Below are 11,997 nucleotides of genomic sequence, written 5' to 3'. Positions count from 1 at the left end.
GAAGTGATCAAGTGTGCCCAGGAGGGTAACTGTGGGAATAAATGAACTGAGATTCGACTGGGCATTTCTGCAATGGGCAGTTATGGCTGTAGTCGGTGTTTATACGTGGCTGATTGGACGCCAGTCGGCCAGCCAGAAGGAGTTGCTGGAGCTACGCACACGGCTGACCACGCTGGAGGTGCAGGTTAAATCCGTGCCCACTCAGTCACAAATCACCGAGCTCATTCGCAAACTCAGCAGTACAGAGGCGCATCTGCAGGGGATGCAGGAGCAGATGTCGGCGACGGCCCGCCGGACCGAGAATATTGAATCTTATCTGCTGCAGAAGAAATAACGGAGGACCCCATGAATTTTGCCAGTTTTTTGCGTGAGGACCAGCGCCTTGTCATGCTGCGTTTTTTGTCAGAAATGCCGAGCTACAGCTCCAACAGTTCTGTCATTTATCAGGCTCTGACCCGCTATGGCCACGCGCCCAGTCGTGATGTGGTCAAATCAGAACTGCGCTGGCTTGAAGAGCAAGGGCTGGTGACGGTTGAGGATATCGAGACGGTACTGGTTGCCCGGTTGACCGAGCGTGGTGCTGATGTGGCCACCGGTCGTGCAGTCGTGCCTGGCGTGAAACGTCCCGGCGCGGGAGGTTGATATGGGCCGTAAATCGACAATCCATCGCCTTGAGCCTGACGTCCGCGCCCATATCGAGCGCCGCCTGCGTGAAGACCGCATGACGCTCGACGAGCTGCTGGCCGATATCCACAAGCACTTCCCGGGCGAGGATACCCCCAGCCGCAGTGCGCTGGGCCGCTACAAGCAGTCGTTTGGCGAAATGGTCGGGCGTATGCGCGAGCAGGACCAGATGGCCCGCCTGCTGGTCAGTGAGCTGGGCGAAAACCCCGACGAACGCGCCGGGGCGTTGATGGTCCAGGCCGTCACCACACTCACCACCCACGCCGCCTTCACCGCCCAGCAGGAAGCCGAGCCGGATATTGATACTGTGCGCCACCTCGCCCGGGCCGCAAAAGACGTCCTGCAGTCGCGTAAGGCCAGTCTCGACGAGCGCCGCGAGATTGAGCGTGCCGCCCGTGAACGCCTGCTTCAAGAGCAGAACGAAAACTTGAAACAGGTCGCTACCGCACAAGGGCTTAGCGAAGAGCAGGTGCAGTTCTGGCGTGAGAAGTTCCTGGGGATCAAGTGATGAAGCCATTAGCCTCGACAGTCCGTAACATTGAATGGGATGAACTTCCGGATCGTGCAAAGTCCATTCCGTTCAGTTTCAACCCGTTTGCTGATGGTGTGCTTATGGCCCACCAGGTGAAGTGTCTCAAGTTTGATGTATCCATCCTCGCCATCCCGAAAGGCCGTCGTACTGGCATCACCTTTGCCTGGGGGCTGAACTCTACCTTGATAGCCGGTGCTCAGAAGGCCGCTGGCGGCGACAACGTCTACTACATCGGCGATACCAAAGAAAAAGGGCTGGAGTTCATTGGCTACGTGGCCAAGTTCGCCCGCGTCATCGCGGCCCAGCAGGCGCAGGATGTCTCATCGATTGAGGAGTTCCTCTTCGAGGACCAGGACGCTCAGGGTAACACCCGGATGATTACCGCATACCGTGTGCGGTTCGCCAGCGGGTTCCAGGTAGCCGCGCTCTCTTCCCGACCTGCCAACATTCGTGGTCTGCAGGGCGTCGTCATTATCGACGAAGCCGCATTCCATGCGGATGTGCAGGGCGTGCTGGATGCGGCTACCGCGCTGCTGATCTGGGGCGGGCGTATTGTGGTGATCAGTTCAGAGAATGGCAAAAATAACCCGTTCCACCAGTTCTGTAAGGATATCGAAGAGGGGCGCTACGGTGACGATGCCGCCGTGTTACGTATCACCTTCGATGATGCAGTGGCGAACGGTCTGTACGAGCGGGTCTGCGCCATGAAAGGCGAAGCGGCAACCGTCGAGGGTAAAAAAACCTGGTATAGCCGCATCCGTAACGCCTATGGCCCGCGTAAAGCGGCGATGCGCGAGGAACTGGACGCCATCGCCCGGGACGGTAACGGTATCTGTATTCCCGGCGTCTGGATCGAGCGGGCGATGCCGGAGGACCGCCCGGTAATTCGCCTGGCGCTGGATGATGATTTTATCGGTCTGAGCGAGGTGGAGCGTGCCGCGTGGGGTAACGACTGGATTGACCGCGAGCTACGTCCGGTGATGGCGGAGACCCTCAACCCGCAGTGGCGGCACGTGTTCGGCATGGACTTTGCCCGCCACCGACACTTTTCCGCCATCCTGCCGATGGCCATCACCCAGAACCTGCGCCGTGAGGTGCCGTTTCTGCTGGAACTGAACAACGTCCCGTCAGCACTCCAGCAGCAGATCCTGTACTGGTTTATCGACCACCTGCCGCGCCAGTCCGGCGGCGCTATCGACGCCACCGGGCCGGGGCTGGTGCTGGCCGAGTACACCGCCGACCGCTACGGCCGCCCGCGTATCGCGGAGATCACCCTGAGTCAGAAATGGTATGGCGTGTGGATGCCGAAATTCACCGGCCTGTTTGAGGACAGCATGATCACTCTACCGCGTGATGAGAACGTGGCGCAGGACCTGCGAACTGTGGAGAACATCGACGGCGTGCCGATGGTGGCGCGTCTGGAGAAAAAAGACCTCAAAGACCCGGAACTGGTACGCCACGGCGACACCGCGATTGCCGGGTGTCTGGCGAACTATGCATCACTCAATCTGGCGACAGAGATCGCGTTTGAGTCCACCGGAGAGCGCGATATTTTCCGCGTGTTGTCTGGATTTGGCGATAGCAGCAGCGCCGGAGAGCTCACCGATACCGGGTTTGGAACCGTGCGCGGTATTAACGATTTCGGAGGATATCTATGAGCATTCTGGGGGCAATTAAAGGCGCGTTGGGACGTAAGCCACCCCGGCCCAAGCTCGGGCAGGAATTTGCGAGCACGGGCGATGGTCGGGATATCACCCGCCCCTGGACCGGGGCTCTGGCCTTGTCAGATGACAGTGTTTTGCAGCACCGCGGTGCGCCCGACCTCAAAATATACAGGGAGGTACTGAGTGATGATGAGGTCAAATCGGCATTCAGTCAGCGCCAGGATGCGCTGATATCCCGTGAGATTAAGGTCGAGGCCGGTGGCGAACGCCCGGTTGATATCGAGGCAGCCGATGCCATGCGCCAGCAAATTGAGTCGCTGGGCTTCGATCGTATCACCCGCCTGATGCACTACGGCGTGTTTTATGGCTATGCGGTGTCAGAACTGATTTATGGTGTCCGGGACAACTTACTGTGGATTGACGACATTAAGGTCCGGGATCGTCGCCGCTTCCGTTTCAGCCCGAAAGGCGAATTGCGCCTGTTGACGCCGCAAAATATGACCGTCGGGGAAGCCTGTGAGAGTCCGTATTTCTGGTCATTTTCCACCGGCGCAGATCATGATGACGAGCCTTATGGTCTGGGGCTGGCGCACTGGCTGTACTGGCCGACGTTCTTCAAACGCAACGATATCAAGTTCTGGCTGATTTTCCTGGACAAGTTCGGGATGCCGACCGTCGCCGGGAAACACCCCGAAGGGGCCACGCCGGAGCAGAAACGTAACCTGCTGGCGCTGACCCGGGCCATTTCGACCGACAGTGGCGTCATTATGCCCGAGGGGATGACCGTCGAACTGATGTCTGCGGCCCGTTCCGGTGCCGCTGACTATCAGGCTATGTACAACGCGATGAATGAGGCTATCCGCCGCGTGACGGTGGGGCAGATATCCAGCTCAGGTGGCGCGGCAAAAGGTATCGGCGGTAACGAGTCCCTGCAGGACAAGGTGCTGGACTCCATCGTCAAGGCCGATGCGGATGTTATCTGCGAGTCCTGGAACCGTGGTCCGGGCAAATGGTTTACCGAATTTAACTTCCCCGATGCCGCAGTGCCGGTGGTGTCCCGCGTCTTCGAAGAGGCGGAAGACCTGAAAGACCGGGCTGAGCGCGACAAAACCATCAGCGATACCACCGGCTATCGCCCGACGCTGGCTTACGTCAAAGAGACCTACGGCGGCGAGTGGGAGCCGAAGCCTGAGCAACCGGTATCCGTTCCCCGGGCCGCTGCGCCGTCGTCATTTGCGGAGCATGACCCGGACCATAATGATACCGCCACGCTGATGGCCGGTCGCCTCAATACCGAACTGCGCCCGGTCATGGATGGGTGGATTAATCAGATAAAAGCGCTGGTCGATTCTGCTGAGACCACCGACGAGCTGCGTGACGGCCTGACAACGCTGATACCCGATATGTCGCTGGATGACTATGCCCGTATTCTGGGTGAAGCGATGTCTGCTGCTGCCCTGGCGGGACGTAACGATCTGCTGGAGGAAATGAATGGCCGGTAACGTCAGCTATGGCTCTCTGCCGTTCAGCGAGCAGATCGCCTTCTTCCGTCGCAAGTTCAACACGAAGACAGATGCCTGGACAGATGTCTACGGCTCCGCGCATGACAATGAGTTCATGGTGGCCGGTGCCAACCGGGATGACCTGCTGGCAGACCTGCGTACCGCAGTCGAGAAGGGGCTAACTGGTGGCACGCTGGAGTCGTTCCGCCGGGATTTTGCGGCGATTGTCACCCGCTACGGCTGGAGCTATAACGGTGGTTTCGAGTGGCGTTCGCGCACGATTTACGAGACCAATCTGCGCTCGTCGTATATGGCCGGGCGGTTCCGGCAGTTGATGGATATGCGTGACACCCACCCCTATTGGGAGTATGTCCACAGCGACGCAGTGGAACACCCCCGCGAAGAACATCTGGGGTGGAACGGCATGATTTTGCGGGCAGACGACCCCTGGTGGATCTACCATTTCCCGATTAACGCCTGGGGATGTGAGTGCAGCGTGATCGGCCGCACCGACGACGACCTGAAACGGCTGGGGAAAAGCGGGCCGGATACCGCGCCGCCAATAAAATTCATCCCTCGTACCATTGGTCAGCGTAGCCCGGGTGAGCCGCGCACGGTGCTGGTGCCGGAGGGGATCGACCCGGGGTTTGAACACACCCCGGGCCGCAGCCGGTATTTCAGCGAAGTGCCTCCGCCCCGTGGCGGCAGTCCGGTCGGAGACGGTCCGTTCACGCCGGTCACCGAAGCCCCGACCAAACCTGCGCCACTGCCTGCTCCGCGCCCGGCTCCGGTACCTGAAGGCGAGACCGATCCTGTGGATGCGTTCCTGCAGCTGTTCGGCGCGACCGGCGATCAGGACGCGGCGTTCCGTGACCCGACAGGACAGCGCATCGCCATTGGCAGCGACATGTTCGCTTCACCAGATAGTCAGGGCCAGATACCCCTGACGCTGGCACAGGCACTGCAGCTGGCAGAGACCATCCGCAACCCCGACGAAATCTGGGCGCAGATTGTCTGGTTGCCGGAGGAGCAGCAGTCGCTGGTCAGACGCTATTATTTGGCCCGTCTGCAGCAGGAAGGTGAAGCGGACCCGCTGTCGGTGGTGTTCGCCACAGGCCGCGATGGCTGGGCTGGTAACATTTCAGCTGACGATACGCTGCTGCAGTCGCTGCGCCAGGGTATCCAGCTGTGGTCGCGGGAGGACTGACGATGTCGGGTGTGACGCTGACGTTTAATGCTCAGGATGCGCTGAGCAAACTGTGGGATGCCCGGGCAGAAATGATGCGCCCGGAACCGCTGCTGCGTTCAATGGGGGAGCGCCTGCTTGAGTTTCACAAGCTGCGCTTCCAGGAGCAAAAGTCGCCGGAAGGCATCGAATGGGCTGCACTTAAGCCCCGGTACCAGCGGCGTAAGCGGAAAAACGCAGACAAGATCCTCACCCGTGACGGTTATCTGAAAAATACCCTGCGCTGGCAGGTCAATGCCGACGAGTTGCTGTTCGGTACAGACCGGGTATACGGTGCCATTCATCAGTTTGGTGGGACCATCGAAATCGCCGCCCGCAGCCAGCAGGCGTATTACCGCCAGAAGAAGAACGGCAAGATTGCCAACGAGTTCGTTCGCAAGGGCAAGTCAAACTTCGCGCAGTGGCATACCATCCCGGCCTACAAAATTAAGATTGAGGCTCGCCCGTGGCTGGGTGTGTCAAAATCAGAGGGTGAAACGCTTATCGATATGGCGAAAAACTACCTGCAGGGGGTGTTTAACTGACGTCCTCGTCAGACGCCCTGTAACGCGTTCTGGTGGTCGCCTGGCTACGATGACGCAATCCACGCTGGCGACCCGTATTATAATACGTTTTAATACGGTTCCCGGCCCTGTTCCTCCCCCGCGCTGGCCCTCAGAATTACCTTCCGTCCCGTTTTTATCTGCCCGTGGGCAGATTACCCTCTGAGCACGTTTCGTCATGATGTCGCCATAACCCCTGACAACCGAAAATGACGACAGCCATGACGACGAGCACTGCTAAAGCGACACTTGCGGTTTTTGCCCCCGGTACCCACACCGCGATGGATGGCCGGACTATCACCTTCACGACGGAAAACTGCATCGATCTGGCCAACAGCTATGACCCTTCAGTATCGGAGGCCCCCTTTGTCATCGGGCATCCGAGCCTGACCGCCCCGGCGTATGGCTGGGCAGAACGTCTCGAGTTCCGTGACGGCATCGTGTATGCCGCGCCGCGACAGGTCAATCCGGCCTTTGCGGAAGCTTTTAACGCGGGCAGCTACAAAAAACGCTCCCTTTCCATTTATCAGCCTGACAGCCCCGGCAATCCGAAACCCGGTCATTACTATGCCCGCCATGTCGGTTTTCTGGGGGCCGTCCCTCCCGGTGTGAAAGGTCTTCCTGATGCGCAGTTCGCAGAGACCAGCGGCGATAACGGTCCGCTGGAGTTCGCGTTGCCGTGGGAGGCCGACAACCTGGCCAGCCTGTTTCAGTCGATTCGTGACTGGGTGATCCAGGAAAAAAGCATCGAGCAGGCCGATTCCATCATTCCTCAGTGGCGTATCCAGTCGATTCTGGACTCCGCTACTGAAGATCGTCAGTCATCTATCTCACCACTGGCCTATGCCGAGGAGAATAATGTGGACCCGAACCAAACGACCACCGTTACGGCGGAGGAGCTCACCCGGCGTGAAACCGCGCTGGCAGAGCGAGAAGAGAAACTACGCAAGGATGAAGAAACCGCAAAACTACGCGACGCGAAGGTGCGCCGCGACGCGGTTGTCAGCTATGCAGACGGGTTGGTTAAAGCGGGATCTATCCTGCCACGCCAGAAAAATACTGTGGTTGAGGTACTGCTTAGCCTTGACTCCACACCGCTGTCTTTTGCCGATGGTGATGCCACGGTGAACAAAACACCGGAAGAGCTGTTGCGTGATGTGCTGAGCCAGAGACCCAAAGTCGTGGACTTCAGCGAAAAAACCGGCACGGCTGATGACCCTGTCGATTTTGCCGATGCCTCCGCGCTGGCCACTGCCGCCCAGAACTATCAGGCAGAGCAGGCTAAACAGGGTCGCACCATCTCCATGACGGACGCTGTTAACCACGTGAAGAAAGGAGCCCAGCAATGAATATTCCGGGTCTGATCACCTGCCATAAAGCAGAAGTGGCACTGGCTGCGCGTCGTATGGTCACGCATGGCACTGTGCAGGACGAAATCACTCTCGCCATCGATGGCAGCAAACTGATTATCGGCGTCACCACCCTTGTTGCCGCCAGTGTCGGGGAACCCGCCGACGTGGTCCGCAGCCAGCTGACGCCGGTTGTCTATGGCGATGATGTGGCCGCCGGTGACCCGCTGACCGCTGATGCTGAGGGGCGAGCTGTTCCGGCCACCGCTGGCCAGTTCTATCTCGGCTTTGCCGAATATGACGGTGCTGAAGACGATCTCGGTTCGGTCTGGATTGCTCCGGGCAAACTCCCGGCCGCCAGTGGCGGTTGATAGTCCTTTTCACTGAAAAACGGGAGTAATGACTGTGGAAAATCAGCACAGAAAAATCAGCGGTTATCGGGAACTGTCTCCTGAAGAGATCGACCTGATGAACCGAATCAAAGCCAAAGGCGCAGAATTACTGGCGCTTCAGGTTGAACTGGCGGGGCGTCTTAACACGGATCATGAAGTCAAGCTTGCGTCTGCGAGTTCGGCAGAAAGCAAGACCGGGTCAGACGCTTATCAGGGGTCATCAGCAGAGGCGGTTGAGCTCCGGCGCTTTATTGCTGCCGAACCAGAGCGCTGGGATGCGATCGGGAAGACCAACATTCAGACCGGCATCATGGCACTGGTTCGGGCTGTCGCTCAGCCAACGACCTGCTGATGCCATCGTCCGATCAGGAGAACACTATGTCGCGCATTGTACTGACCCTCGACCAGATACGGAGTCTTGCCGCTTTTGCCGAGGGTGAAGGTCAGCCTGCCTACACCATCACCGACGGAAACATCCCGGCCTTTGAGGCTGATGATGGTTCGGTGGTTCCCGAATATACCGGCCTGATTGTTTATTCGGGGTCAGAGCAAGGTGGCGTACTGCAGTTAGCTGACCAGTAACCGGCCATTTAACGTTTATGGCCGGTTTATCCGGCCCTTTTCAGGAGTTCAAGAGTATGTCCAAAGCACCGTTTCCCATTGACCCTCACCTGACAGCGATCGCCATCGGGTACCGTAACCTCTCCCTGATTGCCGACAGCGTGTTACCGCGCGTACCGGTAAGTAAGGCCGAATTCAAATGGTGGAAGTTCGATCTCGGACAGGGTTTCACTGTGCCGACCACCACCGTTGGACGGACGTCGCAGCCCAATCAGGTTGAGTTTGATGCGACGGATGAGACCTCCTCGACCAATGATTACGCTCTCGATGCGCCGGTCCCGCAATCTGACATTGATAACGCTCCGGATAATTACGACCCGCTGGGCCGGGCCGCCGAGCGCGTGTCCGATATCATTCTGCTCGATCGCGAAGTGCGTACCAGTAAAGAAGTGTTTAACGCGGCCAATTATCCGGTGGGTAACAAAGAAAACCTGGCAGCTGCCGACCAGTGGGACAACGCTTCTAGCAAACCGATTAAGAAAATTGTCACCGCACTCGACAAGATGGTCATGCGTCCGAACGTAGCGGTGCTGGGCCGCTCAACTGCGACAGCCCTGCGTCAGAACCCGTCGATCGTTAAAGCGTACAACGGTACACAGGGTGAAGACGGCATGGTACCGCTTGATTTTGTCCGTCAATTGCTGGAGCTCGATGAAATTGTTGTGGGCTCGGCGTTTGTCAATATCGCCCGTCCGGGCCAGAAACCGGTGCTGGTACGAGCCTGGGCAAACCATGCCGCCTTTATCTACCGCAACCTGCTGGCTGATACCCAGGGTGGTGTCACTTTCGGTATCACCGCGCAGTTCGGCAACCGTATTTCCGGTGTGATTATCGACCCGGATATGGGGATGCGCGGTGGTCAGCGAGTCCGTGTCGGTGAGGCCGTGCGCGAGCTGATTGTGGCTCAGGACTGCGGCTACTTCTTCCAGAATGCCGTATCGGCCTAAGCGGAGGCGAGTGATGGCCGTGACCTGGTATATCTCCCTTGCTGAACTGGCTGACCGCCCGGGTGCGGTCGAACTGTCTCAGGTGACACAGCTTCCTGGCAAGCCTCCGGCCCGACCGGAGCTGCTGGATGCGGTGTTACGTGGGGAAGAGACCACGTCATGGCCACCTGCTGAAGTGGCCGTGGCCCTTGAGGTGGTGGAGCGCATTGGCGGTGCGGTGGAAGAAGCCCAGAACCTGATTGACGGTTATCTCCGCCAGCGTGGTTACACCCTTCCACTGGTGAAGGTCCACCCGATTCTGAGCAGCTGGGGCCGCTCCGTCGTGCGCTACAAGCTGCATCAGCATCGTATTTCTGATGAACGTACCGACCCGATTGTCCGTGATTACCGCGATGCGATGAAACTGATGGAGCAGCTAGCCAACGGCAAATTCAGCCTCGGCGCGACCGATACGCAGAAACCCGCTGGCGGTCCGCCGATGGTGGATGGCCCCGGTCGCACGTTCAGCATGGACTCACTGAGGGATTTCGGAAAATGAGCAGCGAACCGTTTTCCATCAGTCTGATCGTCGAGCGCCTGCAGCCACTGACGCCGTCCCCGTTGAGCTTCCTCGGCACCATCGTCGAATACAGCCAGGTGACGGAGTTATCCGGTTTTGCGGTCCCCGGGGCGTATGTGCTGATGGGACCTGAGCGCGGTGTTCCGGGGAACGGGAGCCGGGCGCAGGTTGCCGAGGCAGTCTTCGGTGTGGCCGTTGCGGTGCGCAACTATGGCCAGGGTGCTGACGGTCTGACGCATGAAATCAGCCCGCTGATAGGTCAGATACGCGACCAGCTGATTGGTTGGGTACCGGGGACGCTGGCCACAACCGGCATCCAGTGGGTCAAAGGTGACATTCTGGATTATGACGGCGGCACACTGCTGTGGATGGACACGTTTCAGGTCAATCATGTTATCGGAGGCAGACGATGCCCGACGTAAAACTCCTGCAGCCGCATACCCATCAGGGTAAGCGCTTTGCAGCCGGTGAAACCATCACCGTGACCGAAGCCGAAGAAGTCTGGCTCCGGGACCATCAACTTATCGGGGTTGCCACTCCGGTCGTCAGCGACACTCAGGGCAACCGTGGCAAAAGCAAACAACAGGAGCCAGAAGACAATGGCACAGCTTGAAACCTACTACTACGGCCAGGGGAAAGTGTTTCTGGCCCGTCGTCTGGCTAACGGGAAGCCCGGTGCATTCCGCTGGGTTGGCGATGTGTCGGCCTTATCGCTGGCGCTGACGGTTGAGCGTCTTAACCACAAAGAGAGTTATTCCGGACGCCGGGGCACGGTGCGCAGCTTTGTCACCAACCAGGACGGTACGCTGACGTCAACGTGGCACGATCTGGCCCCGGAGAATCTGGCCGTGGTGCTGTACGGTGAGCAGGTTGTGATCCCTGCAGGCACCATCACCGGCGAACTTCTTCCGGCAGGTATTGTGGCGGGTGAACGCTACATTCTGGACCATCAGCGCGTCAGTGACGTGGTTATCGGTACCCTGGTGGAAGGGACCGACTACGAAGTGGATTACACCTACGGGGCGATCACCTTCCTGACCGCTCAGGCAACGGCACCGTCCGTGAATTATGAGTATGCAGGTTCGGTCAACACCACGCTGTTCACGCAGCAGCCGGAAGATTTTTACCTGCGTTTCGAGGGGATCAACCTTGCCGAAGGTGGTGCAGCGAAGATTCTGGAGCTTTACAAAATCTCCTTCTCCCCGGCTTCTGCGCTGGCTCTAATTCAGGGCGACACTTCTCTGGCCGGGCTGGAGACCACCTCCACCGTGCTGTACGACAATGCCCGACCGGACGACCCGACCATTGGTCGCTTTGGCCGCGTCATTGATGTTGCGGAGCCTGTCGCATGAGCAAGCAGAAACCCGCCGATACCGAAGACGAGCTGAGCGTGCTGCTCTCCACCCGCAATATCACGATTGCGGGTCGGGGACTGGTCATCCGCGAATACAACCTGATGGATATGCTGCAGCTGGGTGACAAGCTGGATGCGCTCACCCACAGCCTGGCAGAGGTTATGGATAATCCGTGGCCACCTGTGGAGGAAGTTGAGGCAGTTCTGCGAAAACACGCCGATGATATCCCGGAGCTCATTGCCTGTACCGTGGATCAACCGATCCAGTGGGTGGCGCTGCTGCCTGCCAGTGACGGTCAAACCCTGATTGACTGGTGGTGGACCCAGAACCGACGTTTTTTTATGAACGCTGTCGTCCGGCTGGTAGGAATCAGGACAACACGGGCGAAATTGTCGGCTTCGGCAGCATCTTCGCAACCCTCGTCCGGGCCGGGCATGACCCGGGCAGGCTCGGAACCTACACCCTCCGCCAGCTGACGCTGTATTACAGCGAAGCGCTACGGCAACACCGGCAGGAATGCATTGACCGCGTGATTGATGTCAATGCCGCCTATGCCGGTGGTAACTACGCCACTCAGCGAGTTAATGCCCTGAAATCCTGATCG

General features: G+C 58.7%; 17 protein-coding genes. All 17 read left to right on the top strand.

Annotation, left to right across the window (positions count from 1 at the left end; genetic code table 11):
- Window positions 1-13 precede the first annotated feature (13 nt).
- The 17 genes from ACI2JR_RS17600 (at window position 14) to ACI2JR_RS17520 (ending at window position 11,869) form a co-directional block, all read left to right on the top strand.
- The gene (locus tag ACI2JR_RS17600; RefSeq protein WP_348639047.1) at window positions 14-334 is read left to right on the top strand and encodes a DUF2730 family protein; all 321 of its coding nucleotides are present in this window, start codon (window positions 14-16) and stop codon (window positions 332-334) included.
- 11 nt (window positions 335-345) lie between these two features.
- Entirely contained in the window at window positions 346-642 is a 297-nt protein-coding gene (locus ACI2JR_RS17595; protein ID WP_247098473.1) for a VpaChn25_0724 family phage protein, read from the top strand.
- 1 nt (window position 643) lies between these two features.
- Entirely contained in the window at window positions 644-1,192 is a 549-nt protein-coding gene (locus ACI2JR_RS17590; RefSeq protein WP_462479102.1) for a phage protein Gp27 family protein, read from the top strand.
- Complete coding sequence (locus ACI2JR_RS17585; RefSeq protein ID WP_462479101.1) at window positions 1,192-2,874, top strand: hypothetical protein; 1,683 nt, start codon at window positions 1,192-1,194, stop codon at window positions 2,872-2,874. The genes ACI2JR_RS17590 and ACI2JR_RS17585 overlap by 1 nt, the downstream gene beginning before the upstream one ends.
- Window positions 2,871-4,382 carry a DUF935 domain-containing protein gene (locus ACI2JR_RS17580; RefSeq protein ID WP_462479100.1) on the top strand — a complete coding sequence of 504 codons (1,512 nt, stop codon included), beginning with the start codon at window positions 2,871-2,873 and terminating at the stop codon, window positions 4,380-4,382. The genes ACI2JR_RS17585 and ACI2JR_RS17580 overlap by 4 nt, the downstream gene beginning before the upstream one ends.
- Window positions 4,372-5,589: a PBECR2 nuclease fold domain-containing protein gene (locus ACI2JR_RS17575; protein ID WP_462479099.1), complete on the top strand. Its 1,218-nt coding sequence runs from the start codon at window positions 4,372-4,374 to the stop codon at window positions 5,587-5,589. The genes ACI2JR_RS17580 and ACI2JR_RS17575 overlap by 11 nt, the downstream gene beginning before the upstream one ends.
- Window positions 5,590-5,591: 2 nt before the next feature.
- The gene (locus ACI2JR_RS17570; RefSeq protein WP_462479098.1) at window positions 5,592-6,152 is read left to right on the top strand and encodes a phage virion morphogenesis protein; all 561 of its coding nucleotides are present in this window, start codon (window positions 5,592-5,594) and stop codon (window positions 6,150-6,152) included.
- A gap of 239 nt (window positions 6,153-6,391) precedes the next feature.
- A complete protein-coding gene (locus ACI2JR_RS17565; RefSeq protein ID WP_462479097.1) occupies window positions 6,392-7,519 on the top strand; it encodes a peptidase in 1,128 nt (375 codons plus the stop codon).
- Window positions 7,516-7,890 carry a capsid cement protein gene (locus tag ACI2JR_RS17560; RefSeq protein WP_316948122.1) on the top strand — a complete coding sequence of 125 codons (375 nt, stop codon included), beginning with the start codon at window positions 7,516-7,518 and terminating at the stop codon, window positions 7,888-7,890. The genes ACI2JR_RS17565 and ACI2JR_RS17560 overlap by 4 nt, the downstream gene beginning before the upstream one ends.
- Window positions 7,891-7,924: 34 nt before the next feature.
- Window positions 7,925-8,263, top strand: coding sequence for a hypothetical protein (locus ACI2JR_RS17555; RefSeq protein WP_462479096.1), 339 nt, complete (start codon window positions 7,925-7,927; stop codon window positions 8,261-8,263).
- A 26-nt stretch (window positions 8,264-8,289) separates the two neighbouring features.
- Window positions 8,290-8,493 carry a hypothetical protein gene (locus ACI2JR_RS17550; RefSeq protein ID WP_462479095.1) on the top strand — a complete coding sequence of 68 codons (204 nt, stop codon included), beginning with the start codon at window positions 8,290-8,292 and terminating at the stop codon, window positions 8,491-8,493.
- Window positions 8,494-8,549: 56 nt separating this feature from the next.
- The gene (locus tag ACI2JR_RS17545) at window positions 8,550-9,479 is read left to right on the top strand and encodes a phage capsid protein (RefSeq protein ID WP_462479094.1); all 930 of its coding nucleotides are present in this window, start codon (window positions 8,550-8,552) and stop codon (window positions 9,477-9,479) included.
- Window positions 9,480-9,492: 13 nt separating this feature from the next.
- Window positions 9,493-10,017 carry a gp436 family protein gene (locus ACI2JR_RS17540; RefSeq protein ID WP_016808576.1) on the top strand — a complete coding sequence of 175 codons (525 nt, stop codon included), beginning with the start codon at window positions 9,493-9,495 and terminating at the stop codon, window positions 10,015-10,017.
- Window positions 10,014-10,460, top strand: a complete 447-nt coding sequence (locus tag ACI2JR_RS17535; protein ID WP_462479093.1) for a hypothetical protein — start codon at window positions 10,014-10,016, stop codon at window positions 10,458-10,460. Before ACI2JR_RS17540 ends, ACI2JR_RS17535 begins: the two co-directional genes overlap by 4 nt.
- A complete protein-coding gene (locus tag ACI2JR_RS17530) occupies window positions 10,448-10,651 on the top strand; it encodes a DUF7210 family protein (protein ID WP_025712861.1) in 204 nt (67 codons plus the stop codon). Before ACI2JR_RS17535 ends, ACI2JR_RS17530 begins: the two co-directional genes overlap by 13 nt.
- Window positions 10,638-11,390, top strand: a complete 753-nt coding sequence (locus ACI2JR_RS17525; RefSeq protein WP_064392242.1) for a phage tail tube protein — start codon at window positions 10,638-10,640, stop codon at window positions 11,388-11,390. Before ACI2JR_RS17530 ends, ACI2JR_RS17525 begins: the two co-directional genes overlap by 14 nt.
- The gene (locus tag ACI2JR_RS17520) at window positions 11,387-11,869 is read left to right on the top strand and encodes a DUF6631 family protein (protein ID WP_180817844.1); all 483 of its coding nucleotides are present in this window, start codon (window positions 11,387-11,389) and stop codon (window positions 11,867-11,869) included. The genes ACI2JR_RS17525 and ACI2JR_RS17520 overlap by 4 nt, the downstream gene beginning before the upstream one ends.
- Window positions 11,870-11,997: the final 128 nt, after the last annotated feature.

The organism is Klebsiella sp. NPDC088457 (assembly GCF_044900465.1).
GTDB lineage: Bacteria > Pseudomonadota > Gammaproteobacteria > Enterobacterales > Enterobacteriaceae > Klebsiella.
The sequence above is the reverse complement of the archived record's forward strand: the minus strand, read 5'-3'. Positions and strand labels throughout refer to the sequence as shown.

Excerpts from the sequence above, each read along its gene's own strand:
- ACI2JR_RS17595 (WP_247098473.1), top strand. The coding sequence starts at position 346 with ATGAATTTTGCCAGTTTTTTGCGTGAGGACCAGCGCCTTGTCATGCTG.
- ACI2JR_RS17590 (WP_462479102.1), top strand. The coding sequence starts at position 644 with ATGGGCCGTAAATCGACAATCCATCGCCTTGAGCCTGACGTCCGCGCC.
- ACI2JR_RS17585 (WP_462479101.1), top strand. The coding sequence starts at position 1,192 with ATGAAGCCATTAGCCTCGACAGTCCGTAACATTGAATGGGATGAACTT.
- ACI2JR_RS17580 (WP_462479100.1), top strand. The coding sequence starts at position 2,871 with ATGAGCATTCTGGGGGCAATTAAAGGCGCGTTGGGACGTAAGCCACCC.
- ACI2JR_RS17575 (WP_462479099.1), top strand. The coding sequence starts at position 4,372 with ATGGCCGGTAACGTCAGCTATGGCTCTCTGCCGTTCAGCGAGCAGATC.
- ACI2JR_RS17570 (WP_462479098.1), top strand. The coding sequence starts at position 5,592 with ATGTCGGGTGTGACGCTGACGTTTAATGCTCAGGATGCGCTGAGCAAA.
- ACI2JR_RS17565 (WP_462479097.1), top strand. The coding sequence starts at position 6,392 with ATGACGACGAGCACTGCTAAAGCGACACTTGCGGTTTTTGCCCCCGGT.
- ACI2JR_RS17560 (WP_316948122.1), top strand. The coding sequence starts at position 7,516 with ATGAATATTCCGGGTCTGATCACCTGCCATAAAGCAGAAGTGGCACTG.
- ACI2JR_RS17550 (WP_462479095.1), top strand. The coding sequence starts at position 8,290 with ATGTCGCGCATTGTACTGACCCTCGACCAGATACGGAGTCTTGCCGCT.
- ACI2JR_RS17545 (WP_462479094.1), top strand. The coding sequence starts at position 8,550 with ATGTCCAAAGCACCGTTTCCCATTGACCCTCACCTGACAGCGATCGCC.
- ACI2JR_RS17540 (WP_016808576.1), top strand. The coding sequence starts at position 9,493 with ATGGCCGTGACCTGGTATATCTCCCTTGCTGAACTGGCTGACCGCCCG.
- ACI2JR_RS17535 (WP_462479093.1), top strand. The coding sequence starts at position 10,014 with ATGAGCAGCGAACCGTTTTCCATCAGTCTGATCGTCGAGCGCCTGCAG.
- ACI2JR_RS17530 (WP_025712861.1), top strand. The coding sequence starts at position 10,448 with ATGCCCGACGTAAAACTCCTGCAGCCGCATACCCATCAGGGTAAGCGC.
- ACI2JR_RS17525 (WP_064392242.1), top strand. The coding sequence starts at position 10,638 with ATGGCACAGCTTGAAACCTACTACTACGGCCAGGGGAAAGTGTTTCTG.
- ACI2JR_RS17520 (WP_180817844.1), top strand. The coding sequence starts at position 11,387 with ATGAGCAAGCAGAAACCCGCCGATACCGAAGACGAGCTGAGCGTGCTG.